The following is a 26,251-nucleotide window of genomic DNA, read 5'->3' on the forward strand; positions in this document are numbered from 1 at the left end:
CTACGACTCTCCACCCAATCGGTGCACTGATCCTGTCGAGCCCACACTCACCTCAGCCGCGAAACACCGGTCTTCACCTCCATTTCGTTTGTATTTTCGACATCCTCCGAACCTGTGGTACGAGTGGAACTTCTCTCGCAGACGCTCGCTACGTCGTCGTGTCTGTGCAGAAAAGCGCTCTGGGACTACTGGGTCGGTGCGAAAACGAGCAGGGCGACGCTCTCTTCGACTGCAGCGGGTGAGATGTCCCGATTGCCGCTGAACCGGACGATATCGCCCGGATGCAGCTCGTACTGTTCGTCCCCGAGTTCGAGCCCGACGTGTCCCGAGAGCAGGTGCAAAACGATGTCTTTATCGGGATGCTGGTGAGGTGGGATTCGTTGCCCCGCTTCGAGGTGGAGTCGTACCGTCCGTGGTGCTTGCTGGTCGAAGACTTCTGCGTGCGGTGTCGATTCCAGATCATCGAGATTCGTGATTTCTGGCATGGTCGTGATAGGCGTTCTGTCGGCGTGACTGGCCCGTGTATTCGATAGGATGCGGATTCACTTCACGTTTTGCCGAAAATTATGTAAATCGAACCTCTTCGAACAGCACGTCGTTCTCACCTCGAATAGTCCCATTTTTACCCTCTCCTCTCTACGTTCCGGACATGACCGAGTTCGACCCCGAGAAGTTCGAGGACAAGTACGTCCACTATTTCAACGAACTCCAGCGAGCGTACAAGAACGCCTTCAACGAGCTGAACGAGCGATACGACTCCGAACTGATTCACGCTATCGACCAGCAGATTCTGAACGAGAGCGAGCCATTCTACGAAGGTGATGGCGAGTTCCGTATCGAACTACCCGACGACCCGACCGACCGCCTCCAGGGTGTCCTCGTCGACGACGAGAAAGTAGAAGGGATACTCGACATCTACGTCGAGCGAATCGAGACTGAACTCCGGCGTATCTTCGGCTTCGAATCGGCCTAGAGTTCGCGGTCGAGCGCCTGTTCTGCCGTCTCTTCGACGCCTTCCGAGAGTGCTTCGTCGACGCCGCCGTCGCGGAATCCATCGGCCATCTCCAGCAGTACTTTCAGTGACATCCTCCCCGCCGTAAAGGCGGGACTTCCCACACGGTGGGAATGCCAGTTAGTCGTTGGGAGAGGGTTTCGAGACTGCTTCACGCAAGGTCGTCTGCGTCGTCCCCGCAGAGCCACTACTGTGGGTGCTAGACTCAGCATTTTCATCGACACCACTCCTCACGGAGGTCTGGCTTCCTACACCGTTCGTGTCTCGTTCTTGCGACTGTCTCGTGGCGGTGTCACAACCGCTCCCGTCCTGTGGCGAGTCATCGCCTGCTTGTTTCCACGGCAGGCTCTCTCCCCACGGGTTTACGCGATGTGCGATGTTCGCACTCGCGTTAATATCTGCTTGGAACGTCGATACGTGACAGTCCGGGTTCTTGCACTTGAACTCGGCTTGCCGAGGTCGATACCCGATGAGTTTGCACGAGTGGCACGTCTTCGACGTGTACTGCGGGTGAACGTACCTGACCGGGATACCCGCGTCCCGTGCTTTGTCCTCGATACGGCCCTGCAAGCGAGCGAACGCCCATGAGTGCAAGCGTCGGTTCATGTACTTCCCGTAATCCAGTGACTCGCGTATGTACGCCAAGTCCTCCATCACGATGACGGGATTCTCAAACTGTTTGGTGTACTCGACGGACTCACGAGAAGCCTTCTCGATGATGTCCGTGAGGCGGTTCTGGTAGTACGAGAATCGTTCCTCGACGCGCCACTCCGAAGCGTCTCGCTCTTGGAGACGCTTGAGCGTCGTGTACATCTCCTTGCGGAGTCGCTTGGCTTCTTTCCCGTTGATGAGCAACGGTTTGGTGGGAGAGTCGTGCTGGAGGGCACAGCCCGTGACCAGCATCGACTCCCCAATATCAAAGCCAACACGAGTCGGGTTCTCGGGTATCTCAGACGTATCTTCGACCACGTATTCGACGGTGACGTAGAGCGTCCACGTCTTCCGATGTTTCTGCAAGCGAAGTTCGCCCACTTCCGTACTCGACTCCCCATCGAGTAGGTCGTCCCACAATTCCTCTTGCTCGGGGTTCAATCGGAGCGGAATCCAGAAGTTGGTTCCGTGACCGGGTTGTGGAACGTTCCAACAGATTTCGTACTCGCGCGAGGTGTCGCGGTCGAACTTCCCGGCCCGATTCACGAATCAGAGCGGGTGTTCGTCGTCCAACTCCTGTGCGTTGTACGTGTTGTGGAGTTTGGGGACGTAGGATTTGAGGGCGTCTTTCGCTTGGTACGGTAGGTTGTACGGCGTCACCACGTCGTTCGTGGCGCTCATCGTATCGCAATCTTGCTCGAAGGCGTCGTGTAGTGCGTCACGGTACTTGGACAGCGTTTGCTGGAGACGTTGCTCTTTGCATCGCGTTGGCGGTGCGAGCGTGGCTTCCAGCGTTTTATTCGCCATCGGAATCGTTGACAACGTAGCCTTCGGATTCCCTCCCGGCCTTCAGGCCGAGATTCCCTCCTTGTAGGAAGATTGGTTCATCGATGACCGATAGATACTGGAGTCGTATATAAATATTCTGTTAGGAACACCGGTGAAACGGTCGAAATTCGGAGCGTGACCTGTGAGCATCGCCCGATTTCGAACTGCGGGTAGTGGAAAGGCCTAAGGAGGCTGGCACCATACCCCGGAACATGAGCACCGACACTCAAGAAGAGGCCGACGACTTGGAAGAGCGGGTCAGCAATTTCCTTCGCCGCAACTTCCCGCAGATTCAGATGCACGGCGGGAGCGCCGCCATCCAGAACATCGACCGCGAGACCGGCGAGGTCACCATCATGCTCGGCGGAGCGTGCAGTGGTTGTGGCATCTCCCCGATGACGATTCAGGCCATCAAGAGCCGAATGGTCAAGGAGATTCCCGAAATCGAGAAGGTCAACGCCGACACAGGGATGGGTGGCGGTGGCGGTGGCGGCGGAATGAGTCCATCGTTCCCCGGTGAGACGACCGACGACGGCGAAGAGGACGAAGGTCCACAGGCACCGTTCTAATCCCGTATTTTTAGTTTTCGGCCGGTTCCACGCCTCGAATCACGATATTTATCCCACCGGACGATGTAGCAGGCGACAGTATGACGAACGACGACGCCTCGGCGCAAAACGTCGTATTCGTGGTCATGGATACTGTTCGGAAAGACCACCTATCAGTGTATGGATACGACCGACCCACGACGCCGGGCCTCGAACGGTTCGCAGAAGACGCGACCGTGTTCGAGCAGGCGGTTGCCCCTGCTCCGTGGACGCTACCGGTACACGCCTCGCTTTTCACGGGAATGTACCCCAGTGAGCACGGTGCGAGTCAAGAAAACCCGTACTTGGAGGGCGCGACGACGCTCGCACAGACGCTCTCCGCGAACGGATACGAGACGGCCTGTTACTCCTCGAACGCGTGGATAACGCCCTACACGCACCTCACGGACGGGTTCGACGACCAGGACAACTTCTTCGAGGTGATGCCCGGCGACTTCCTCTCCGGGCCGATGGCGAAGGCGTGGAAGATGATGAACGACAACGAACGTCTGCGTGCCGTCGCCGACAAACTGGTCAGCCTCGGCAACGTGGCACACGAGTACCTCGCCAGCGGTGAGGGGGCGGACTCGAAGACGCCGCAGGTCATCGACAGCACCATCGAGTTCATCGACGACGCCGACGGGCCGTACTTTACGTTCATCAACCTGATGGACGCCCACCTCCCCTACCACCCGCCGAAGAAGTACAGGGAGAAGTTCGCACCCGGCGTCGATTCGACCGAAGTGTGCCAGAACTCGAAGGAGTACAACTGCGGTGCCCGCGACATCAACGACGACGAGTGGGACGCCATCCGTGGCCTCTACGACGCCGAAATCCGACACATCGACGACCAGCTCGGACGACTGTTCTCGTGGCTGCAGGCGAACGACGAGTGGGACGATACGATGATCGTCATCTGTGCCGACCACGGCGAACTCCACGGCGAACACGACCTCTACGGCCACGAGTTCTGTATCTACGACCCCCTCGTCAACGTACCGCTGCTGGTCAAACATCCCGAACTCGACGCCGACGTGAGCGACGAACAGGTCGAACTCATCGACCTCTATCACACCGTCCTCGACCACACCGACGTTTCTGGGACGAACTCGACCAGACCGCTCGACGAAGCGCGGTCGCTTCTCAACACGGATTACCGAACCTTCGCCGAGGACGTGCCGGGCGACGGCGAGTGTGCCTTCGTGGAGTACTACCGGCCCGTAGTCGAACTGAAGCAACTCGAAGAGAAGGCCAAACGGGCGAACATCGAACTCGACGAGAACTCGCGGTTCTACTCGCGGATGCGGGCCGCCCGCAGACCGGACGCGAAGTACATCCGCAACGAGCGCATCGAAGACGAGTTCTACCACCTGGACGAGGACCCGGGCGAACTCGCGAACGCTCGTGGCGAGGGGAGCGACGAAGAAGTCGAACTCGAAGCCGCGCTCTCGGCGTTCGAAGAGACGGTCGGCGGTGAGTGGAAAGAGGTTTCCGACGACGACGTGCTTGGTGACATGAGTGACGACGCCAAAGACCGACTCCAAGACCTCGGGTACATCGACTAACGTGACGGACGAGTCGGCATCGGACGGCGGGAAGGCGCTGTCCGCAGGACTATCAGAACGCTTCGGCACCGGAAAGCTACTGCTGGGGTTCGTCGTCGCAGGCATCCTCATCTACCTGCTGGTCATGGTCGCCGGGTGGCGTCGAGTGCTCGACGCGCTCGAGGGGGCCGACTACACGTGGGTCTGGATTGCCTGCGTGTCGACCATCGTCGGACTTGCCGCCTGGGGCAAAGCCTGGCAAATCGTGCTCGCGGTACTCGACATCGAGGTGAAGTTCAGACGCCTCGTCGTCACCTACTTCGCGGCGACGTTCGCCAACTACATCACGCCGCTCGGACAGGCGGGCGGGGAACCGTTCATCGCCTACATCCTCTCGCGGGACACGGAGGCGAACTACGAGGACAGCCTCGCCAGCGTCGTGACGGCAGACCTGCTCAATCTGTTGCCGTTCTTCAACTTCGCGGCGCTCGGGCTGAGCTATCTGCTCCTCAAAGCCTCGCTGCCGGACAACGCGAAGACGCTCGCGCAGGGACTCGTCGTGCTGGCGTTCGGCGTTCCAGCACTCGCCTACGCCGGGTGGCGCTATCGACAGCGAGTCGAAGACCTCGTGCTCACACTGATCAGCCCCATCGTCACACGGACGAATCGCATCACGGTCGAGGGTATCCGAAAGCGCATCAACCGATTCTACCGCTCGTTGGAGCGTATCGCGGAGGAGCCGCGCGAACTGCTGTTCGCGCTCGTCTTCTCGTACACCGGGTGGATATTCTTCGCCCTCCCGCTGTACTTTTCGGGACGGGCGCTCGGCCTCCCCATCGAGCTGGTGCTCGTGCTCTTCATCGTCCCCGCGAGCACGCTGGCCGGACTGACGCCGACGCCGGGCGGACTGGCGGGTGTCGAGGCGGCACTCGCCATCCTCATCGTCGGACTGGTTCCGGCGATTCCGTGGAGTGCGGCGGTGGCCACCGCCATCGTTTACCGGTTCGCGAGCTACTGGTTCGTGCTGGTGGTCAGCGGGCTGGCCGCGCTGTTCGTCATCGTGCGTTCGTAACCCACCCCGTCGTCAGGTATTCTCGCGTTCCCACACCAAGACGAGCGCGGCGAGGGTCCGGTTCACTGGTGTCTCGACGCCGAGCGCACGCCCCCGAGCGACGACGTAGCCGTTTATCGCGTCGATTTCGGTTCGCCGTCCGGCGTCGAAATCCTGGCGCATCGAGGAGGTGTTCGCGGCGGTCGCCTCTGCGACGACGTCGACTGCAGCGACGGCATCCTGGTCGGTGAGTTCGACTCCCTCGGCACGCGCAACGCGGGCGGTTTCACGGGCGGCGTCTGCCGCAATCTCGTGTGCGTCGCCCGCCAGGAGCGCCCCGTTTTCCACGCGGGCAAGTGCGGTGGTCGGGTTGATGCCCGCGTTCACTGCGAGTTTCTCCCAGAGTCGGTACGGCATGTCGTCTGCGACCGCCGTCTCGATTCCGGCGTCGGTGAAGGCGTCGCCGACACGGCGTGCCACGTCGGAACGGCCGCCCTCCCGCGGGCCGAGGACGATTTCACCGATGCCCGTACACTCGACGAACCCGGGTTCCGAAAGCACTGCGCCGTAGGTCGCGGTACCGGCCAGGACGGGGCAAGCGAGGTGTTCGGCCAGCGTCTCCTCATTGCCCATCCCGTTCTGGAGCGAGAGGACGGCGTCGAACTCACCGGTCGCCAACTGTCGTGCGGCCTCGGCGGTGTGGAAGGACTTGACCGTCACCACGGCACAGTCTGCGTGCAGGTCGGTTCCGTCGGTGGTCGCGTCCGGCCAGACGCGGAAGTCGAACTCGCTGTCGACGGCGAGACCCGACTCGCGCACTGCGCTCACGTGGGGGTCGCGCGCGACGAGTGTGACGCTGTGCTCGCGGGCGAGCAGACCGCCCACGAGGCTACCGAGACTTCCAGCACCGAACACGACGATGTCCATACCCGACCGAAGAAGCGGGGGGTAAAAAACTCAGTCTTCCGTCCAGTAGTAGATGTCCTCTTTCGGCGCGCCACAGTCCGGGCATTCGGCGGGGATGCCGCCGTCCAAATCGCCCATCTCGCCGCAAATCGCACAGCGCCACATCAGCTCTGCTTCGCCGAACTCGTGGCCTGCGCGGGCGTGGCCGATGGAGAGCGCCTCGTAGCCCTCGCGCATCGTGACGTAGAACCCCGATTCGTCGAAGCCGCGGATGGTTCCGAGTTTGTTTCCTTCGTGGTCGTAAACGCCCTCTCCGAGGTCGAGTTTCTCCGTGTCGATCTCTTCGTCCGGTCGTTCTCCAGAGTCGCCAACCATGTCCGAAGTTTCGTCGTTCTGCTCCTTAAATCCGACCGCCGACCCGCGCTTTCGTGAGCGGGCAGGAGCGGACACGCTCGAACCGCTCCCCGTCAGTAGTTGCCCTGCTAGCGCAAGCATCACGTTCACCCGCGGAACGACGGAACAAAGGGACGAGTGGTGCGGAATTATGTCACGCGATATCCGATTTGAGTCGAAACACAGTCAGGTGACGACGAATCACGAGACGATTCGAGAGTGGGTCGAAGACCGCGCCGGCGAGCCTGCGACGGTCGAATCGACTGCCGACGAGGGTGCAGGAATCCTCCGTCTCCAGTTTCCCGACACCGCAGACGACCACGACGAGTTGGTCCCGGTCGAGTGGCGAGCATGGTTCGAGAAGTTCGAATCCGAAGACCTGGCGTTCGTCTATCAAGAGACGACCGAGGACGGAAACACGAGCCGATTCTACAAGTTGGTCGACCGCAAGACCGCCCACGAACACACGTGAACTGCCGATAGACGGCAGACTACCGATAGCACACGGTGGATTCGACGGCAATCGGACCCGTCCGTCGGCCGATGGATTGTCGCCTCCGACGCGCTTTTGCCCGCCGAACAGAGATTCACCCGCATGCAGGCAGTCACACTCGGCCCGGCGGGTACCTACTCTCATCGCGCCGCCAGCGCCGTCGCCGACGACGTCGAGTTCCGCGAGTCGGTCACTGCCATCGTCGAAGCGGTCGCCGATGGCGAGTATCCTCGCGGAGTGGTACCGATAGAAAACAGCATCGAAGGAAGCGTCACTGCCACGTTAGACGTGCTCGCCGAGAACGACGTGGCGGTCGTCCGCGAACTCGTGACACCGATTCGCCACGCCTTGCTCGCTCAGAGCGAGACGTTCGAGACGGTCGCCAGCCACGCACAGGCGCTGGCGCAGTGTCGAACGTACCTCGAAGCCGAGTATCCCGACGCAAAGCGGGAAGCGGTCGCCAGTACCGCCCGCGGTGTCGAGCGTGCCCGCGCCGACCCCTCGGTGGCGGCGATCGCCCACCCGGACAACGCCGAGGGGTTGACCGTCCTCGCGGAGGACATCCAGGAACAACCCTCGAACGCGACGCGATTTTTCGTCGTCGCGCCCGCGAGCGACAGGTCGGAGGCCGGTGGCAAAACCTCGCTTGTGGTCTATCCCGGTGCGAACTACCCCGGACTCTTGTTGTCGCTTCTCGAACCGTTCGCAGAGCGAGACATCAACCTCACCCGAGTCGAGTCGCGTCCGAGCGGTGAACGCCTCGGTGACTACGTCTTCCACCTCGATTTCGAGGCCGGACTGTACGAAGACCGCACCGAACGAGCCGTCGCCGAACTCGAAGCACTCTGTGAAAACGGCTGGGTGCGCCGTCTCGGGTCGTACGACAAAGAGCACGTCCTGTTCGGGTCGGCGTGAATTTTTAAGGGTCCGCGCATCCAACTTCCGTTGGGGTAAAACAATGGCCAGACGAAGGAATCCTTTCGAAGAAATCGAGGAAATGTTCGAGCGGATGAGCCAGCAGTTCGAAGGCATGGGACGCCAACTCGAATCCGGTAAGATGGACTGGGGAACCGGTGGAATCTCGGTCGACGTCGCCGACCAGGGAGACCAGTTCGTGGTCACCGCCGACCTGCCTGGATTCGAGAAAGACGACATGAAGATCATGCTTCGAGACAACCGCCTTCGAATCGCGGCCGAACACGAGTCGGAGATGGAGGAGAGCGACGAAGACTACATTCGACAGGAGCGAAGCCAGCGGTCGATGCACCGAACCGTCACGCTTCCCGACCCGGTAGACGAGTCGAACGTCTCCGCACAGTACCGAAACGGCGTGTTGACCGTGACGCTCCCGAAAGTCGAGGGGAGCGACGAGTCCCACACCATCGACGTCGAATAGGGCGAAACCCGTAACCACAAGCGGCTTTTTTCTCCGGGCGCTACCACCGGACATGGCTCTCGAAGCAGGTGACGACGCGCCCGACGTGACCGCCAACAATCAGCACGGCGAGACGGTCTCGCCGCCCTTCGAAGCGCCGACGGTCGTGTACTTCTACCCCCGCGACGACACGCCCGGGTGCACGGTCGAGGCGAAGCAGTTCAACGAGGAACTCGAAACCTACCGCGACGCCGGCGTCGCAGTTTACGGCGTCTCGACCGACGACGTGGCGAGCCACGAGTCCTTCGCGGAGAAGTACGACCTCGGCTTCGACCTGCTCGCCGACCCGGACGGGGACATCGCGGACGCCTTCGGCGTCGAAGTCCAGCGAAACGCCGCGCCCCGGACGACGTTCGTCCTCGCCGAGGGCGAAGTGCAGGCCGTCTATCGCGGCGTCGACCCCGACGGCCACGCTCGGGAAGTGTTGTCAGACATGCTGGACGACCAACTGGTGACCTTGGAGTAAGGACGGCTCCGACCGGCGTTTCTTTTCGAGGACACTACGGAAGTTCGTTTCCGGGTGGCTCTCCGATAGTTCCGCACACTCTCTCGATTTCGAACGACACCTCGAAATCGTCCCCGTCGGGTATCGAATCGAATCAGAGCTTTCGCACGATGTCGTCAACCGTCTCCTCCGCGACCGACACCCACTCCTCGGGCCACTCGCTGCCGCGTTTCGGCGGGGTGAGTCCGAACGTCACGGGGTGAAACGAGACGTGCGCGAACGAATCGGCGGCGACGTCTCCCACGAACTCCGCGACTTCGCGCTTGGAGGAGACGCCACCCGAATCGAGGTCGTAGTAGCCCATGAACACCTGGAACACCGTGATTCGCTCGAACGCCGCCAGTTCGCCCTGGTCCACGTAGTAGAACAGTTTCGCCGTGTTGTTGACGGGGTCAACCCTGCGCCACTCCAGTTCGACGGTGACGAAATGCTTGGCGGTGTCCCCCACCACGTCGACCGGGGTGCGCCGGATTCGGTGTTCCGTCCGCCACGCGAACCGGGGCAGTCGCTCGGTGAGGGCGGCGCGAACGTAATCGCGTGCGGTCTCGGCGAACTCGCCCACGAGCTGGCCTCACTCGGGATGATCGTGTCAGTGTTTCTACTAGTGGCAAGAATTACCGCAACTTGACAGACCGGACAGTCAGGTATGGTAGTTCTTTTAATCGCCAATACGGAATGACCTGTATGGACTACGACCCGCGGGAAATCGAGTCGAAGTGGCAGTCTCGATGGGCGGAAGACGGCCAGTACGAGGTCGACCCGTCCGACGAGGAGGCCACCTTCGTCACGGTACCGTACCCCTATCCGAGCGGCGGGATGCACATCGGACACGCCCGCACCTACACCGTGCCGGACGTGTGGGCGCGCTACCGCCGCCTGCAGGGCGACAACGTGTTGTTTCCCATCGCCTGGCACGTCACGGGGACGCCCATCGTCGGTGCCGTCGAGCGCCTGAAAAAGCGCGAGGAGAACCAGATGTCGGTGTTGCAGGACACCTACAACGTCTCCGACGAGAACCTGGCGGAGATGGAGACGCCGATGGGGTACGCCCGCCACTTCATCGAGAACAGTTACAAGGCAAACATGAAGTCGCTGGGACTGTCTATCGACTGGCGGCGCGAGTTCACGACGAACGACGAGCGCTACTCGAAGTTCATCACGTGGCAGTACGAGACGCTGAAAGACCGCGGTCTGCTGGAGAAAGGGCTGCATCCCGTCAAGTACTGCACGAACGAGAAGAACCCCGTCACGACCCACGACCTGCTGGAAGGTGAGGAAGCCGAGTTCCAAGAATACACCCTGGTCAAGTTCGATGCCGACGGACTCACGGTTCCGATGGCGACCCTGCGCCCCGAGACGGTCCACGGCGTTACGAACGCCTACATCGACCCCGACGCAGACTACGTCGAAGCGGACGTCGACGGCGAGCGATGGCTGGTCTCCGAGAGCGCAGCCGAGAAGTTAGAACTGCAGGCTCACGACGTGACCGTCCACGACCACGTCACCGGGGAGCGACTGGTCGGCGAGTACGTCACGAACCCCATCACGGGCGACGACGTACTCGTCCTGCCCGCGGGGTTCGTGGACGCCGACAACGCCACCGGCGTCGTGATGTCCGTCCCGGCCCACAGCCCCGACGACTGGGTGGCTCTGCAAGAAGCGAAGCGCGCGGCGCGACGCGCCGCGGAAGGGGCGAGCGGTGACGAGCCGCGAGACGCCGACACCCGGATTGAGGCGTACGGCATCGACCCCGCCGAAGTCGAGGCCATCGAACCGAAGGCCATCATCGACGTGGAGGGCTACGGCGAGTACCCCGCGAAGGACGCCGTCGAGGAACACGGCGTCGGAGACTCCACAGACCCCGCGCTGAAGGAGGCGACACAGGAGGTCTACAACCGCGAGTTCCACAGCGGGACGCTGCGCGAGATGTACGGCGACTACGCCGGCGAGGTGGTCGAGGACGTCCGAGACGAACTGAAAGCCGAGTTCCAGCAGGAAGGGTCGTTCGGGACGATGCACGAGTTCACCGAGGAGGTCGTCTGTCGCTGTGGCGGGGCAGTCGAGGTCGCCGAACAGGAGACGTGGTTCCTGCGCTACAACGACCCCGAGTGGAAGGAGGAGGCTCACGAGGCGGTCGCCGGACTGGACGCCATCCCGGAGAACACCCGTGAGCAGTACGACCATACCATCGACTGGCTGAACGAGTGGCCCTGCATCCGCAACTACGGCCTGGGGACGCGCCTGCCGTGGGACGACGAGTTCGTCATCGAACCGCTGTCCGATTCGACCATCTACATGGCGTACTACACCATCGCCCACCGACTGGCGGACGTGCCGCCCGAGGAGATGGACAGGGAGTTCTTCGATACGCTGTTCTTTGGGAGCGAGGGTCGCGAGGCGGTCGATACCCCCGACGAAACTGCACTCTCGCTGCGCGAGGAGTGGGACTACTGGTATCCGGTCGATTATCGCTGTTCCGGCAACGACCTCGTCAGCAATCACCTGACCTTCTTCCTGTTCCACCACGCGGAACTGTTCGAGCAACCGAACTGGCCCCAGGGTATCACGGTGATGGGCATGGGCCTGCTGGAGGGCCAGAAGATGTCCTCCTCGAAGGGGCACGTCGTCCTGCCGGAGGAGGCCATCGAGAAGTACGGCGCGGACACCGTCCGATTCTTCCTGATGAACAGCGCCGAACCGTGGCAGGACTACGACTGGCGCTCCGAGCAGGTCGAGAGCACGCAGAACCAACTGCGGCGGTTCTGGAACCGCGCTATCGACACGATTCAGGGCGACGAAGGCGAACGCGACCTGCGACGTATCGACCGCTGGTTGCTGTCGAAACTGCAGGCGACGGTGCGAGAGGCGACGGACGCGATGGACCGCTTCGAGACGCGCTCTGCGAGTCAAGCCGCCTTCTACGGCTTCGAAGAGCACCTGAAGTGGTACAGAAAGCGCACCGACACCGACAGGCCGGGTGCACGCTGGACGCTCAGCGAGGTCCTGCGCACCCGCCTGCGCCTGCTGGCGCCGTTCGTCCCGTTCATGGCGACGGAACTCCACGAGTGCCTGACGGGCGACCCCATCGCCGAGGCCGAGTGGCCCGAACCGAACCCCGAGTTCGAGAGCACGGCGACCGAACTCGAAGAGGAGCTAGTCGAGGGGCTGACCGACGACGTGCGTGACATCGTGGACGTGACCGAAACCGACCCCGACATCGTCAGGATGTACGTCGCCGCCGACTGGAAGCGGAAGGTGCTTTCGGAAGTCGTCGAGAGCGGCCCCAACGTCGGCGCGGTGATGGGCGAGGTCATGCAGGACGAGGAACTGCGCGAGAAGGGCGACGAGGTGAACCAACTGGTGCAGGAACTCGCGGAGGACGTGCGCGAGCGACCGAGCGAGCAGGTCGCGGCGCTGTCGGATGTCGACGAACTGGCGGTGTACGAGGACGCCCGTGAATTCTTCGAGCGCGAGTTCGACGCCCAGGTGGAAATCTACCGCGAGGGCAAGGACGCCCACGACCCGGCGGACAAGGCCCGACACGCGACGCCACTGCGCCCCGCCGTCCATCTGGAAGGCTAGAAACGGGGGGTACTCGCCGTGTGTCGGTGAAAGTCGTCACCGCACTCGCAAAATCGCAAAAGAGAACGTTCCGTCCCCGAACCGCGAGAACGAGACTGAAACGAAACCCGGAAAGACCGGGTCGCCGAATCGAACGTCGTTATTGCTGGAAGTGGTCCTGTAGTATCTTCAGCGTCTGCTCGCGGTCGTCCCAGTCCACGAACACGGCAACGCTGGTCGCACTGGTTATCATGTCGTGGATGTTGATGTGGGCGTCCGCGATAGGCGCGACGAGTTCGTGGATGATTCCCGGCTGATTGGGGAGTTCCCCACCCGTGAGACGAATGACGGCCACGGGGTCGTCGACGGTGATAGACGAGAGGGTCTCCTCTTCGATGACCTCCTGATGGAGGATGTTCTCCGCACGCTCGGCGACGTCGGTGTCGACGTAGAAGGTGATGCTGTCCATCCCGCTGGCGACGGCGTCGACGTTGATGTCGCTCCCGCCGAGTGCCGTCGAGAGGTCGGCAAGGATGCCGGGGCGATTTCGCATCGCCCGCCCCGCGACGGTCAGGCAGGCCAGTGGCTCCTCGCGCATGTCGATCAAGTTCTGGAACTGACCCGTGACGTTCGTCCCGCCGGTGAGCAGGTCGCCGTGCTGGTAGTGGACGACGCGAACGTGTAGGTCGTCGTCCTTGTACGAGAGCGCCGAGGGTGCGACGACCTCCGCCCCGCGGAACGAGAGATTGCGGAGTTCGTCCACCGTAATCTCGCCGACGTTGCGCGCCCCTTCGACGACGCTCGGGTCGCCGGTCATGACGCCCTCGACGTCGGTGACGATGACGACTTCGTCCGCGTCCATGAACGTCCCGAGCATGACGGCGGTCGTGTCGCTCCCACCACGACCGAGCGTCGTCACGCTTCCGTCCTCGTCTTCGGCGAGAAAGCCCGTGATGACCGGCACCGTGCCGTCCATCTGGGCGGCGAGTTCGGCGGCGCGTCGTCTGGTCTCCTCGACGTTCACTTCCCCGCGCGAATCGGTGATGACGGGCCAGTCGTCGCTCCCCGGTTCGAGGAACATCGCGTCCACGCCGCGTGCGGAGAGTGCGGCTTTGAGCATCCGGACGCTGGTTCGCTCGCCCATGCTGACGATCTCGGCGCGGTCGGGTTCGTCGGCCTCGAAGTGAATCTCCTCGAGGAGTTCGTCGGTCGTGTTCCCCATCGCGCTGGCGACGACGGCAATCTGGTGTCCTGCTTCGACGGCGGCGGCGACGGAGTCTGCGGCCCGGTTGATGCGGTCGCCACTTCCGAGGCTGGTCCCCCCGAACTTGGCGACTACACGCACCGAACCACCCCGTGTTCCAGTGGTCGGCAATTCATGCGCAGACATAGCAACGGTGGCCAGATAACTGCTTTCATGTCCGGAATTTCTGCCAACTGCTCGTTTCCGTTAGCATCTCCGCGAGAAAGTCGTCGGGGACGACTGCACACCGAGGAAAAAGAGGGTCAATTCGCAGAGATGCAGACGCTCGTCGTATCGGTGTCACCGTTGGCGTCCATGATTTGGAGTTTGACGACCAACGACCCACTGGTTGGTACGGCTACACGGACCGAACCTCCATATTCCTCGTACTGGCCATCGCCGTCGGTATCCCATCTGTACTTGAGTTCGTCTCCCGTCGAACAGAACGCATCGAGCCGGACAGCATCTCCAGCGTCGAGGTCGTCCGAATCCAAGTTCGGTGTCGCTTCGATGCACGCTTCCGGTTTCGGGAAGCCACACCGGCCGTCCGATTTGTCGTCCGTCGGGAGTCGGTGGTCCGAGTTCGGTCGCTTGCCCGACGACTCGAGGACGAAGAGGTTAGAGTAGTTCACGTATTGATAGTCGAGCGTCGAACCAGCCGGATACGTCGCAGTGAGCAGTTTTCCGTCCGCTACAATGGGCGTTCCGGCAGCGGGTGGGTCTTCCGGTGACGTTTCGAGGTCACTGCTGTCGAACAAGTACGACCACTCTCTGTCGCCGGTCGCACAGTCGATGGCGTGAACGAGTGCTCGACCTGCTGATGACGTCGACTCCGGGACGTATTGGCCGCCGAGGTACATCGTTCGGTCACCCACGACAGGACTGCTGAAGAACGCTCCTTCGACCGGTGTCGCCCATGCTTTCGTGCCCGACTCGGCATCGAGCGCTATCACGGATCCGCCCTCTGTGTTCATGTCGACCAAAAACACGTGGTCGTCGGTGATAGCGAGTCGCCCGTCCCACGTATTGCTGCCCTCGGATTCGTAGGTCCACTCGAGCGCCCCGGTGTTCGCCGATCGCGCTTCGACGACGACGTGGTCATCGTCCCCGACGAGATACTCGGTTCGAACGTAGTACACCATATCGTCGTGGGCCGCAGGGCTGCCGAGCGTTCCGTTTTCGGGGGAGACGTACCACAGAATCGACCCGTCGTCGGCGTCGATTGCCCGTCCGTCGCTGACGAAGACGGTTTCGTCGATGTAGGATAACGCGTCACCGACGTCGTCTCCCAATCCGTCGATGCCATCCGTTTCCCAGAAGGGATCCCCGTCGGCACAGCAGAATGCGTACGTGCCGTCGCGATTCGACGTAAAAACGAGGTCGTCCGAGACCACCGGCGGGGACCACGATTCGTGTTCTGTGTGGGTCCACATCGTCTCGCCGGTATCGACGTCGAGTGCGTAGAAACCACCGCTGGGATGAGGAGATTCGAAAATTTGCGTGGCGAAATAGACCGCGTCGTCGTCGACCGCGGGCGTCTTCGGAGCCGGGAGGTCGGTACGTCTCCACTTCTCCTCGCCAGTGTCGAGGTCGTACGCACCGAGGTATCCGTGGCTATCGGCGACGTTGCTGTTCGTCGTCACGGCAAGATAGACCGTCTCGTTGAAGACGATGGGTTCGATGTTATACATACTACCGTCCAGGTCCATGTTCCAGTCGAGAGTGGTGTACGGCCTTGGACCACGACTGTCGGTGGTTCCTGTCCGCGCCGGTCCAGAGCGTAGTCCTGGCCACCAGTCGTCTCGTTTGTGGCCGCCGTCGCTCTCGTTTTCGGTAGCGATGACGGTGCTTCCGTGACCCACGGCCCCCATCGTGACACCGACGGTTTTCAGAAACGTTCTACGACTACGATAATTTCGCGAGTGTGATTTTTCGCTCATCTGTTACGTGCTAAAACCAACTGCCACGAACATTGTTATGGACTTCCTGAAGAGTATATTCTATCTTCAGGCTATATATAACAATGAAATGATCGGCGATTATATGAGTCATGCGACGTGGAGAAATTACCGAGAGTCGAGCACGGATTTTTGATGCAGGGGCTCAGAGGAACGGGTCAGATACACGGACAGCAGCGGTCCACGATTCGTCGAGAGGAGGTGTTTAAATGCCGACCTACGATATCGTCGAACAAGGAGCAGACAATACCGGAGAGAGCGCTATCGACCCCGTTCTCGATGACCTCGTCGGGAGCGACACGACCATCATCTTTCCACCGGGAACGTACGAGCTCAACGAACTCGTCGTTCAGTCGGGCACCGACGACCTCGAACTTCTCGCACCAGACGGTGCGCGCTTAGTGCCGGGTCAGTCGGGTGATAGCGTTCGATGGGTCGACGTCTACTCGAACGGATTCGTGCTAGATGGATTCGAACTCGACATGCGGAACGTGGCAGTGCCGCCGTTCGTGCGAATGAACTCCGAGGCTGGTAACTGGGAGCTCAGACGACTCATCACCCGGGGAAAAGTTCGAGCGGCCACCGACGACAACGTCGGATCGAACACCTCAAGCGATGCGCGAACCTACTTTCGGTTGTCGTCGGCAGAAGGCACTCGTGGGCTCTTACAGGACTGTTACTTTCACGAGGGGTCGTGTGAACCGACCGAAGCGAGTAACCGCCGGGCAATACTGGTCGAATCGTCGAATGGCGCACTCACGTTCAACCGCTGTTGGTTCGAGTATTGGGGCGAGAACACGATATACGCCAAGAAACCCGAAGGAAGGCTCAAAATCCTGAACTGCTTCGTTCGCAACTCACAGAATGGGATGCGAGTTGGCGGCAATACCGTCGTTCGTAATTGTGTGTCGATCAAGAACGCCCAACACCCGACACAGGCGTGGTCCGGTGGCTCGCTTCAACGTGGTGTAAACGCTGAAGCGACGGAGCCCGCGGATCCGTCGGCGGGCATCAACACCTACGATGGAACGCTTACCGTTCGCGATAGTGACTTCTATCATCGCTACCTGGACAGCAGTTGCGGTGGGCCGATCACGGCACCGACGCCGTGTGAACGCATCAACGTCCGAAACGTCCGCATCAGCTACAACTCCACGAAGAATCACGACGCAATCTACACGTACGAGTCGAGGATGAGCGACGGCACGCCCGCGAATCTCGAATACCTCCAACTCGAGGACGTCCAGGTCACCAACGACCACGACTCCGAGTACGGCATCTGGATCGGACAGGTCCCGGACACGTGGGGGACGGTGTCCGGAGTTATTGGCGGCAGTGGCCCGCAGACCAACTCCTCGTACGTCCGGAATCGGATGACCACCAACGGTAATCCGACACCGCCGGATACGACACCACCACTAGTGAGTCCACCTCCGCTCGGAGAGGTGCCGATGGAGCCGTCACAACTCGTCCGTATCGACAACACGGGCAACGATTCGCCAACGACCTACCAGATCACCGCCGGCGAGTACGTCCTCCCGGCGGGCAACGATGGTGCGACGGTGACCATGTCTTGGGGACAGGACGGCGGGCCGAGACGGCCGCCGAATTCGGCGGTCGCTACTGGCACGGTTCCCGCAGGGAGTGTGTTCGCCTTCTACGTGACCGGCGGCATCGTCTCGATAGAGACGGAGGGACCAGCGACCGTGACCGTCGATGGAGAACCGTTCGATCCGAACGCAGAGACACCCCTGACGGATACGATCACCAGTAACAACCAGACGAGCAGAAACGAGTGGCAACAGGCCGATTCGCCCGTGCAACCGAGCGACATCGTCATCGCGAAGCCGCTCTCGTTCGATGGCACCCAACCGGCTCACACCCGTCTCCGGAACGTCGCCGACGGTTCCTTCGAGTACAAACTCGAAGAGTGGGAGTACCTCGACGGGTCCCACACCAGCGAAACGTTCCACACGCTCACCACCGGACCAGTCGAACGCGATTTGCAACTCGATGATGGTTCTTCATACCGAATCAAAGCCGGAAACGCGTCCGTCCAGACCGATTTCGTCACCGTGTCGCTGGACGACTCCTTCGGCACGGAGACACCAGTCGTTCTCGCCCAGGCACAGACGTACAACGGCCCCGACCCCATCGTCACCCGACTACAGAACGTCTCGAGCAGTTCGTTCGACGTGCGTGTCCAAGAGGAGGAAGCCAACGACGACGTCCACCCGAACGCCGAGACGGTCGGCTACGTCGGGCTCGAACAGGCGACGGGGCAAGTCGATGGGACGGCGTTCGAGGTCCAACGATTGGAAGGGTTCACCGACGAGTGGTCTCAGATCACCTTCCAACAGGAGTACGACACGCCACAGTTCGTCGCCGACCTGCAAACGTTCGATGGACCCGACACAGCCAACCTCCGATATCGAAATCTATCGGGGACCGGTGTCGAAGTGAAAATCGAAGAAGAGCAGAGTGCCGACACGGAGACGAACCACACCACGGAAGCGGTCGGATACGCCGTCTTCGAAGGCGCTACATTACGAACGAACACCGTCTCCAGTAGTAACCAGACGAGTAGAAACCAGTGGCAACAGGCCGAATCGATCGTGCAACCGAACGACATCGTTATCGCGAAGCCGCTCTCGTTCGACGGCCCCCATCCGGCTCACACCCGCCTCCGGAACGCCGCCGACGGCACCTTCGAGTACAAGCTCGAAGAGTGGGAGTACCTCGACGGGTCCCACGTCAGCGAAACGTTCCACACGCTCGCCACGGGACCAGTCGAACGCGAGTTACAACTCGACGATGGGTCGGCATACCGGATCAAAGCCGGGAATGCGTCCGTCCAGACCGATTTCGTCACCGTGTCGCTAAACGACTTCTTCCCCGAGACGCCGGTCGTCCTCGCCCAGGCACAGACGTATAACGGGGGCGACCCGATCGTCACCCGGCTACAGAACGTCTCGGGCGGTTCGTTCGACGTGCGAGTTCAGGAAGAAGAGGCCAACGACGACGTCCACCCGAACGCCGAGACGGTCGGCTACGTCGGGCTCGAACAGGCGACGGGGGAGGTCGATGGGACGGCGTTTGAGGTCCAACGATTGGAAGGAGTCACCGACGAGTGGTCGCAGATCAGCTTCCAGCAGGAGTACGACACCCCACAGTTCGTCGCCGACCTGCAAACGTTCGACGGACCCGACACGGCCAACCTGCGCTACCGGAACCTGTCGGGAACCGGTGTCGAGGTGAAAGTCGAAGAAGAACAGAGTGCGGACACGGAGACAAACCACACCACCGAAGCGGTCGGGTACGCCGTCTTCGAAGACTCCGTTTGAAACTCGTCTCGCCAAACGAGGCAGGATTTCACCGCATCGCTGGTGGACATCCTCCCGTCAGCGGTCGACGCGGTACGTGCATCGTCGACTCGAACGAAGACCGCCGAGACACAAACCGGGCGAACGTCGACTGGAGAGGGGCTGGCGTCGACGACGGGCACTCATTCGGTCGCGTCGATTTCGGAGGAGTCGTCCGAAGCAGGGGATGATTGTTCGTCCGATGCAGATTCGCTCGATTCGTCGAGCCTCGTTTCTGACTTCTCGAGTTCTTCGAGGGGGTCGAACGTGACCATCCCCTTGGCACTGGTGTACTCGTAGGCGACCCACTCCGGAATCGCGAGGACGCTGTTCATCTTCCGGATTCGAATCCGCTTGACGAGTACGTCCTCGATGATGGTGCCGTTCAGTTGCAGGTTGACGATACCGTCGACGACGTAGCCCAGGTCGTGTGGGAACGTCTCCTCCTCGCTGACCAGGGTGGCCCCCGCGAACACCGGGACGAACCGCCCTTTGCAGACGTCGGCCCGCAGGTCTTTCACGAAGTCGTACGCCTGCACCGGCTGGACGAGCGTCCCGAACTCGGTCAGCGAGTCGATGACGACGATGCCGGTATCGCTCATCGTCAGCGCTTCGAGGCAGTTGTCGAGTTTGTGCTGGAGTTCGCTCGTGTCGCCGGGGTCACGAACCGTCGTCGTCGCGGCGAGGGTGACCCGATGGAGGAACTGGTTCCACTCGTCCATCCGGGCGAACATTCGCTTGCGGTCGCTGACCCGGTAGGTGAAACAGTCGACGACGTGCAGTTGGCCCGTTTCGAGGTACGGTAAGACGTTCCACTCCATCGAGAGGAACTGTTCGACCACGGAGACGGGGGGTTCGGTGAAACTCACGACGACGGCGGGTTCGCCACGCTGGAGCGTTCGCCAGACAAGTTCTGCCTGAATCGCGTTGTCGCGGGTGCCCGCCTCGCCGGAGAGCAAGACGAAGGAGTTCCGCGGCAGTCCCTGGGGGAGGAAGTCGTCCAGCGCCGAGACGCCCGTATCGAGCTGGCGGAAGCCGTGGTACTCGGTGAACACCCGGTCGTGCTCTCGCATCTCGTTCCGGCACGTCTCCGAACAGAACTCGTACGTGACAGACTCGTATTCGAGCGTCACCGACTCGCTGGGACGTGGTAGACGACAGAAATCACACCGGTTCTGGTCGTCGTCACCGGAAACGTCACTCATAAGCCAGCGTAAGCGTCCGAGCGAAATGAAACTACGGAAAATCGAGAATTGCCTCCGGTCGTCGCGTTACACGACGGACGAGGGCTAGCCGTCGCCGGACACCGTCGAACCGCTGTCGCCGCTCACCGTCTCATCCCCCCGGCGTCTCCGCGGGTTGGGTAGACGGAGACGGGGCCCCCGGCTCACGCCCGGGACGAATCGACAGCACGAACCGGGCCATCAGGGCGACGCCGAGGAGACTGAGCAGGCCGAAGATGACGATCTGGGGCAACGGTACGGTCTGACCGTCCGAAACCTGGAAGACGACCATCGCCAGCACGGCCAGTCCGAGGGTCGCGATTTTCACGAGGAGGACGCCGGTGAACGCATAGCCCCACGCCCGCCCGCGCCAGAGCCAGTACGCCGAGAGGACGAACGCGGGGACGAGAACGCCCAGGTCGAGCGAGTAGATGACGTTCACCGGGATGTCCGCCGTCACGATACTCTCCGGAACCGTGCCGTCGAGCGTGGCCGAGAGAATCTCCGACAGCCACAACAACGCCACCATGAGGGCGACGACGAGCTGAAATGCGACGTACGACCGCACCGACCGGTCACCGACCGCTCGCTTCAGGGTCGCGGCGTCGAGTCGAACCATCCCACCGACGAACGTGAACAGCGTCAGACCCAACAGGGCGACGTAGACCAGATACAGCTCGTTGAACGCCGTCATGAACGCGTAAGAGGCGTAGGTGTACAGGAGGTAGCCGGTCACGCCGAGCCAGACGACGTACCCACGGAGCGACCCACGAGCGGTGTAGTACAGGGAGACGGCGAGCACCGGAACGGCCACGACGAGCGTCACCAGGTCCTGTCCAAGAAGTTGCGGAAGCTGGGACGGCGCGTCCCGATAGAGACCGGGGACGAAGAGGCCGACGACGGTTGCGACCACCGTCAGGGCGAGCGTCGCGAGCGATGCGACGACGTACGGCCGAGAAATCGAAACGCGGGACGGAGTCACGGTCGTACCTCCCGTGCATCCGCCTCGGTTACACCGTCGCGTTCCGCCTCGACCGATGCGGCGAAGGTCCCGGCGAACCGTTCGACGTCGTCCCAGTCGGTGTACTCGTAATCCCGCGAGGCGTCCGTATCACCAGTGGCCTCCCTGGCGATGCGTTTCATCAACCGTCGTTTCAGGAAGCCGTACTCCGAGTAGCGGAGCGCACCCGCGAAGATGCCGACCGTTTCGGGATGCCAGTCGGTCGCGTCGGCGAACTCGTCGGCGTACCGCACGGCTTCCGCCTGCCGCGTTTCGTCGGTCGAAGCGGCAGACAGGCACACCTGGAAGAAGGCGCTCGGTCGTGACGCCAGCGCGTCGCGGTTCGTGTCGACGAACGCCACCACCGAAGGCTGATGCTTGCCGACGTGGATGGACGACCCCACGAACACCGCGTCGAAATCGTCGACCGAGTCTGTCAGGGGTTGGTCGGCGTCGACTATCGTCGCGTCGTGACCCCGGTCGACGAGCACCTCACCGATGCGAGTCGCTACTTTCGCCGTCTGTCCTTCGCCGGTACCGTAGAACACGAGAAACGTAGCCATGTTAGTTCACGTCTGCTAGTTGGCTAGAAACCGACGTAACCAGCGACGCTGTTTCTCATCCCACGAGAATACAGCGGTGGTGGGGTTGGACCTATCGCTCGAAGGACGTCCGAAGATCGCTGCCGATGTCCGAGACCGCCTCCCGCGCTCGGTCCACCTCCGGGTCGTCGAGCAACCCGACGAACCCGTGAATCATGTCCTCGTAATGTCGGTGGTTGACCCGAACGTCGGCTTCCATCAGTCGTTCGACGTACGCGACCCCCTGGCCGCGCAAGATGTCGAAGCCGCAGGTCAGAACAGTCGCGGGGGGCAGTCCCCGCAGGTCGCACGCCTGGAGCGGTGACGCGTACGGGTTTCGGCCGTCGAAGTCGCTCTCGAGATAGTGGTCCCAGAGCCACTCCTCGTCCGCTTTCGTGAACACCAGCCATTCGGCGGTCCCGTCGTCGCCCGCGGTGTCGAAAGAAGAATCGGTCGGTGGGTAGATGAGCAGTTGATGTGCGAGTGGCGGGCCGTCGTCGTCCCGAGCGTACAGTGCGACCGCGGCGGCAAGCGTCCCCCCTGCGCTCTCACCACCGACGGCGACGCGGTCGGGGTCACCGTGAACCACTCCCGGATTCTCGACGACCCACCTCGTCGCGGCGTAGCAGTCCTCGACGGCGGCCGGGAACGGGTGTTCCGGCGCGAGTCGGTAGTCGACCGAGACGACCACACACTCGGTCGCGTTCGTCAGCGCCCGACAGATGCCGTCGTCCGTATCGAGACTGCCCATCACCCAGCCGCCGCCGTGAAAGTACACGAGGACCGGAAACGGCCCCGAACCGTCGGGCGTGTAGATTCTGACCGGGAGCCCGCCCGCGGGACCGTCGATGGTGAACTCTCGCACCGAAGCGACGGGTTCGGGCTCTTCTGGGGGCGTCCAGAGGTTCTCGAGCAGTTCGCGTGCCCCACGGACAGAGAGCGAACTGAACCGCGGAACACCGCGTTTCGTCCGCTCGGCGAATATCGCTTGCATCTCCGGATGTGGTTCCGATGCTGCCATTGTAAACCGTTGCGTCGTACGATACCGAATGGCATAGCTCTGCGTATCGTCCAGACCGACCGCTCCGTCGACACCCGCGGACCGAGACGGCCCGCGCGCGGCACCGTAAATTTTCGACACTCGGTCGGCCAGAAGTTACAGAAGATAGAACGGCGATACGTTAGTCGATGCGAGAGCTTCACGTTCGAATTTCTGACGACCACATCGCGGACGTCACGTCTATCCTCGACGACTACGATGCGGATTTCACTACCGTCTCCGAAGACGACGGTACTCTCGTCCTCTGTCCGCTCCCGACTGCGGCCGTCTCTCCGATTCTCGACGAACTGCGGGAAGCGGGCGTCGACGAAGACTCCTACACGGTCGTGACGAAAGCGGAGCTCGTCGAGACGTCGACGTTTTCCGACCTCCGCGAGGAGTATTCGTCCGCCGTCCGAAAGCTCGCAAAGTCCGAGCTACACGCGAAGATTCGAGAGATTCAGTGGCCGTATCAGCTCTACTACCTCGGCACCGTCCTGAGCGTCGTCGCCGCGGCTGCTGGACTCTTGCTCGACCAGCCAGCACTCATCATCGGTGCGATGATAATCGCGCCGCAAGCGAGTTCCGCCCTCGCGGCCCCCGCAGGTGTGCTCTTGAGTGATTGGAAACTGTTCGTCAACAGCATCAAAGAACAGGCCCTCGGTCTCGGTATCGCCATCGTCGGCGCGACGCTGTTCGGCTGGTTCGTTCGCTGGACTGGCTTCGTCCCGCCGGGGTTGGCAATCACGCAGATAGAACTGGTCGGCGTCCGACTCGCACCCACCTTCCTGTCGACGGTTGGGGCCGTCATCGCGGGTATCGTCGGCGCGTTCGGGTACACGACCGAGCAATCGACGGCGCTCATCGGCGTCATGATCGCTGCGGCACTGATTCCCGCGGCCGCAGCGACTGGCCTCGCAATCGCGTGGATGGCCCCGATTTTCGGCCTCGGTGCGTTCCTCCTCTTGCTGGTCAACGTCCTCGCGATAAACCTCGGCGGATTCTTCACGTTGGCCGCCATGGGATACCAACCCCGCTGGCGAGCGGCGGACCGCTCGTTTCGAGCGTCGATTCCCTCCGGCCAGCGATTCGCCGTGTACGGAACGATGGTCCTCCTCCTGGTGGCGACGCTGGGCACCGGCTATCTGACCGCGGTGAACATCGCATTCGCACAGTCGGTCAACCGGGAAGTCGAGACGACGCTCGACCGACCGGCCTACACGAATCTCTCGCTCTCGAGCGTCCAGGCGGCGTACGGCGGGCCGACCTGGCGAGCAGAACCGACGAACGTCACGGTGCGAGTGAGCCGAACGTCTAATCGGCGGTACGCCGACCTCGCGGGGCAACTGGAGCGAGGAATCGAACGTCGAACGAACGGGAACGTCCGGGTCACCGTCGAATTTACGGAGTCACGGACGGTCGATTCGACGGCACCCTCGGCGGAGAATCGGCTTCGCCCCGCGTCGACGGCGGTATCGCCGTAGGAGAACGCATCTGCCACAACTTCTAACGGGCCACCGACGGTATCACGGAGTATGGTTCGACTCTCGACGATGGTGCTGCTCGCAGGCATCGTCCTGTTGTTCGTTCCGATTCCACCGGTCGCGACGATTCTCGGCGTCGTCACGATTCTCGTCGGTGTCGCACTCCGCGTCCTGACCGACCGCTAGCAGGCGACCGCTACTCGTCCCGGTAGCGGGGCGAGTCCGCGATAGTTCCCGGCCGACTCCCGAGGCGTAACGTCAGTAACGTCGACGTGTTACCTATCCACTGAGCGCGACGATCGTGATCGAATTTCGAGTTCGTCGACACGCCGTTCGAGTTCGTCGAGTCGACCGATAGTGGTTCCAACAATGATTCCGACAAGGACACCGATGACGGCTCCCGGAATACCCGCAAACAAGAACCCGACTACAGCACCCAGACCACCAGGGAATACTACTGATAAGATACTTACCATTACGACTGAATATGCGCGCTACTGGTTTTGAATTTTCTGACGATACGAGTCTGTCTCGTGGTGGCTGTCTCCTCCGTATCTAGTATACACTTCTAACAGCGACTAGAGAAGTAATCGCACCTGTGTTGAATACAGCGCGCATAGTCAGCACGTTCCGACCGCAATCGAGGAGCAGGGGCGATTGCTTACTACAGAGAAATCTGTATCTCGGACGTCGTCGAACAGAGTGTAGCGACTGGAATCACTCCTCGCGTTTGCCGTACGTTTCCTCACCCCAACCATAGTCGGACGCTTCGTCGTTCCGTTCGAGGTAGTCCTCCAGTACCTCCTGTACCGCTCGGCCGAGATCGTCCATCTCACCGTCGATCATTGAAACCGTGCTCGAATCGAGCGACTCAGTCGCGTTTCGCTCCCGCCAGTCGTCCGAAATCGTTGGGGCGTCGAAGCGAAGGCGGTCGTCGGTGGGATCCCAGTAGAAGTCGAACGCTTGGAACAGGCCGAGGTCGCTGACAATTCGAACGTGCTCTTCATCGAGATTCGTGTACTCGGTCCACTCGTTGAATCCCTCCTTCCACGCACCCTCCTGGAGCAGGTCTTCGATGTCCTCGCGGTAGAAGTCCTCTGACCCGAGCGTCTCTTCTTGCCACTCGAACTCGCGCGGCATTCCTCGGTTCGAGAGGTCTGGTGGTTCCGGAACCTCAATATCGAGCGCCATACCAGTAGTTTCACTGGAAACACAATAAAGCCCATAGCAGTTTTAAACGAGACGGAGTGACATCCTCGCCCGCCCGAAAGGGCGAGGCTTCCTACAAGGGAAGTCTTATAGAGGTTTCAGGACTGAAACGTCGCAAGCGTCGTCTGTCCGGGTTGCGGACTCGGCATGCGGTGTCCTGTGGCACTGTCACAAGTGCTCCCCTCC

Annotated in this window: 23 protein-coding genes and 1 pseudogene; 12 read left to right on the top strand and 12 right to left on the bottom strand. The window is 61.6% G+C overall.

From position 1 onward, the window contains the following. Positions 1-185: 185 nt before the first annotated feature. The gene (locus ACR3FF_RS18235) at positions 186-485 is read right to left on the bottom strand and encodes a cupin domain-containing protein (protein WP_458189534.1); all 300 of its coding nucleotides are present in this window, start codon (positions 483-485) and stop codon (positions 186-188) included. 164 nt (positions 486-649) lie between these two features. On the opposite strand from ACR3FF_RS18235, the gene ACR3FF_RS18240 reads away from it, so the two are divergent. Then, on the top strand, positions 650-973 hold the full coding sequence (locus ACR3FF_RS18240) for a DUF5783 family protein (RefSeq protein WP_458189535.1): 324 nt from the start codon (positions 650-652) through the stop codon (positions 971-973). Positions 974-1,132: 159 nt separating this feature from the next. Here the strand turns inward: ACR3FF_RS18240 and ACR3FF_RS18245 are convergent. Beyond that, positions 1,133-2,470: pseudogene (locus ACR3FF_RS18245) on the bottom strand (RNA-guided endonuclease TnpB family protein). Positions 2,471-2,703: 233 nt separating this feature from the next. On the opposite strand from ACR3FF_RS18245, the gene ACR3FF_RS18250 reads away from it, so the two are divergent. From ACR3FF_RS18250 to ACR3FF_RS18260, 3 genes are all read left to right on the top strand, one after another. After that, on the top strand, positions 2,704-3,060 hold the full coding sequence (locus ACR3FF_RS18250) for a NifU family protein (protein WP_458189536.1): 357 nt from the start codon (positions 2,704-2,706) through the stop codon (positions 3,058-3,060). An 80-nt stretch (positions 3,061-3,140) separates the two neighbouring features. Further along, a complete protein-coding gene (locus ACR3FF_RS18255; RefSeq protein WP_458189537.1) occupies positions 3,141-4,643 on the top strand; it encodes a sulfatase in 1,503 nt (500 codons plus the stop codon). A gap of 1 nt (position 4,644) precedes the next feature. Further along, a complete protein-coding gene (locus ACR3FF_RS18260; protein ID WP_458189539.1) occupies positions 4,645-5,694 on the top strand; it encodes a lysylphosphatidylglycerol synthase transmembrane domain-containing protein in 1,050 nt (349 codons plus the stop codon). A 12-nt stretch (positions 5,695-5,706) separates the two neighbouring features. Here ACR3FF_RS18260 and ACR3FF_RS18265 read toward each other — a convergent pair whose 3' ends face one another. Both ACR3FF_RS18265 and ACR3FF_RS18270 read right to left on the bottom strand, forming a co-directional pair. Then, entirely contained in the window at positions 5,707-6,600 is an 894-nt protein-coding gene (locus ACR3FF_RS18265; RefSeq protein ID WP_458189540.1) for a ketopantoate reductase family protein, read from the bottom strand. A gap of 30 nt (positions 6,601-6,630) precedes the next feature. Continuing rightward, positions 6,631-6,954, bottom strand: coding sequence for a DUF7130 family rubredoxin-like protein (locus ACR3FF_RS18270; protein ID WP_458189557.1), 324 nt, complete (start codon positions 6,952-6,954; stop codon positions 6,631-6,633). 169 nt (positions 6,955-7,123) lie between these two features. On the opposite strand from ACR3FF_RS18270, the gene ACR3FF_RS18275 reads away from it, so the two are divergent. From ACR3FF_RS18275 to ACR3FF_RS18290, 4 genes are all read left to right on the top strand, one after another. Further along, complete coding sequence (locus ACR3FF_RS18275; protein ID WP_458189541.1) at positions 7,124-7,444, top strand: hypothetical protein; 321 nt, start codon at positions 7,124-7,126, stop codon at positions 7,442-7,444. 123 nt (positions 7,445-7,567) lie between these two features. After that, positions 7,568-8,380, top strand: coding sequence for a prephenate dehydratase (gene pheA / locus ACR3FF_RS18280; RefSeq protein WP_458189542.1), 813 nt, complete (start codon positions 7,568-7,570; stop codon positions 8,378-8,380). A gap of 43 nt (positions 8,381-8,423) precedes the next feature. Beyond that, positions 8,424-8,861: an archaeal heat shock protein Hsp14 gene (hsp14, locus tag ACR3FF_RS18285; protein WP_458189543.1), complete on the top strand. Its 438-nt coding sequence runs from the start codon at positions 8,424-8,426 to the stop codon at positions 8,859-8,861. A 52-nt stretch (positions 8,862-8,913) separates the two neighbouring features. Further along, positions 8,914-9,366 (top strand): peroxiredoxin, encoded by a 453-nt coding sequence (locus ACR3FF_RS18290; protein ID WP_458189544.1) that lies wholly within the window; start codon positions 8,914-8,916, stop codon positions 9,364-9,366. Between the two features lie 133 nt (positions 9,367-9,499). Here the strand turns inward: ACR3FF_RS18290 and ACR3FF_RS18295 are convergent, their stop codons facing one another. Further along, a complete protein-coding gene (locus tag ACR3FF_RS18295) occupies positions 9,500-9,967 on the bottom strand; it encodes a hypothetical protein (protein WP_458189545.1) in 468 nt (155 codons plus the stop codon). 122 nt (positions 9,968-10,089) lie between these two features. Between ACR3FF_RS18295 and leuS the strand changes: the two genes are divergently transcribed. Then, positions 10,090-12,987, top strand: a complete 2,898-nt coding sequence (gene leuS, locus ACR3FF_RS18300; protein WP_458189547.1) for a leucine--tRNA ligase — start codon at positions 10,090-10,092, stop codon at positions 12,985-12,987. 139 nt (positions 12,988-13,126) lie between these two features. Here leuS and ACR3FF_RS18305 read toward each other — a convergent pair whose 3' ends face one another. Next, positions 13,127-14,311 carry an aspartate kinase gene (locus tag ACR3FF_RS18305; RefSeq protein ID WP_458189548.1) on the bottom strand — a complete coding sequence of 395 codons (1,185 nt, stop codon included), beginning with the start codon at positions 14,309-14,311 and terminating at the stop codon, positions 13,127-13,129. A gap of 161 nt (positions 14,312-14,472) precedes the next feature. After that, positions 14,473-16,071, bottom strand: coding sequence for an outer membrane protein assembly factor BamB family protein (locus ACR3FF_RS18310; RefSeq protein WP_458189549.1), 1,599 nt, complete (start codon positions 16,069-16,071; stop codon positions 14,473-14,475). A 305-nt stretch (positions 16,072-16,376) separates the two neighbouring features. Here ACR3FF_RS18310 and ACR3FF_RS18315 point away from each other — a divergent pair, with 305 nt between their 5' ends. Beyond that, positions 16,377-19,511, top strand: a complete 3,135-nt coding sequence (locus ACR3FF_RS18315) for a hypothetical protein (protein WP_458189550.1) — start codon at positions 16,377-16,379, stop codon at positions 19,509-19,511. 161 nt (positions 19,512-19,672) lie between these two features. On the opposite strand, the gene ACR3FF_RS18320 is transcribed toward ACR3FF_RS18315, so the two are convergent. The 4 genes from ACR3FF_RS18320 to ACR3FF_RS18335 all read right to left on the bottom strand — a co-directional run bounded on the left by ACR3FF_RS18320 (position 19,673) and on the right by ACR3FF_RS18335 (position 23,354). After that, positions 19,673-20,734: an ATPase domain-containing protein gene (locus ACR3FF_RS18320; protein WP_458189551.1), complete on the bottom strand. Its 1,062-nt coding sequence runs from the start codon at positions 20,732-20,734 to the stop codon at positions 19,673-19,675. Positions 20,735-20,864: 130 nt separating this feature from the next. Continuing rightward, a complete protein-coding gene (locus ACR3FF_RS18325; RefSeq protein ID WP_458189552.1) occupies positions 20,865-21,734 on the bottom strand; it encodes a hypothetical protein in 870 nt (289 codons plus the stop codon). Continuing rightward, on the bottom strand, positions 21,731-22,315 hold the full coding sequence (locus tag ACR3FF_RS18330; RefSeq protein ID WP_458189553.1) for a flavodoxin domain-containing protein: 585 nt from the start codon (positions 22,313-22,315) through the stop codon (positions 21,731-21,733). The genes ACR3FF_RS18325 and ACR3FF_RS18330 overlap by 4 nt, the downstream gene beginning before the upstream one ends. 91 nt (positions 22,316-22,406) lie before the next feature. After that, the gene (locus ACR3FF_RS18335; protein WP_458189554.1) at positions 22,407-23,354 is read right to left on the bottom strand and encodes an alpha/beta hydrolase; all 948 of its coding nucleotides are present in this window, start codon (positions 23,352-23,354) and stop codon (positions 22,407-22,409) included. A gap of 167 nt (positions 23,355-23,521) precedes the next feature. On the opposite strand from ACR3FF_RS18335, the gene ACR3FF_RS18340 reads away from it, so the two are divergent. Both ACR3FF_RS18340 and ACR3FF_RS18345 read left to right on the top strand, forming a co-directional pair. After that, on the top strand, positions 23,522-24,856 hold the full coding sequence (locus ACR3FF_RS18340; RefSeq protein ID WP_458189555.1) for a TIGR00341 family protein: 1,335 nt from the start codon (positions 23,522-23,524) through the stop codon (positions 24,854-24,856). Positions 24,857-24,907: 51 nt separating this feature from the next. After that, entirely contained in the window at positions 24,908-25,042 is a 135-nt protein-coding gene (locus ACR3FF_RS18345) for a transporter (protein WP_458189556.1), read from the top strand. Positions 25,043-25,573: 531 nt separating this feature from the next. Here the strand turns inward: ACR3FF_RS18345 and ACR3FF_RS18350 are convergent. Next, positions 25,574-26,047, bottom strand: coding sequence for a DUF7992 family protein (locus tag ACR3FF_RS18350; protein WP_472850158.1), 474 nt, complete (start codon positions 26,045-26,047; stop codon positions 25,574-25,576). Positions 26,048-26,251 lie beyond the last annotated feature (204 nt).

Source organism: Haladaptatus ordinarius (assembly GCF_054177595.1).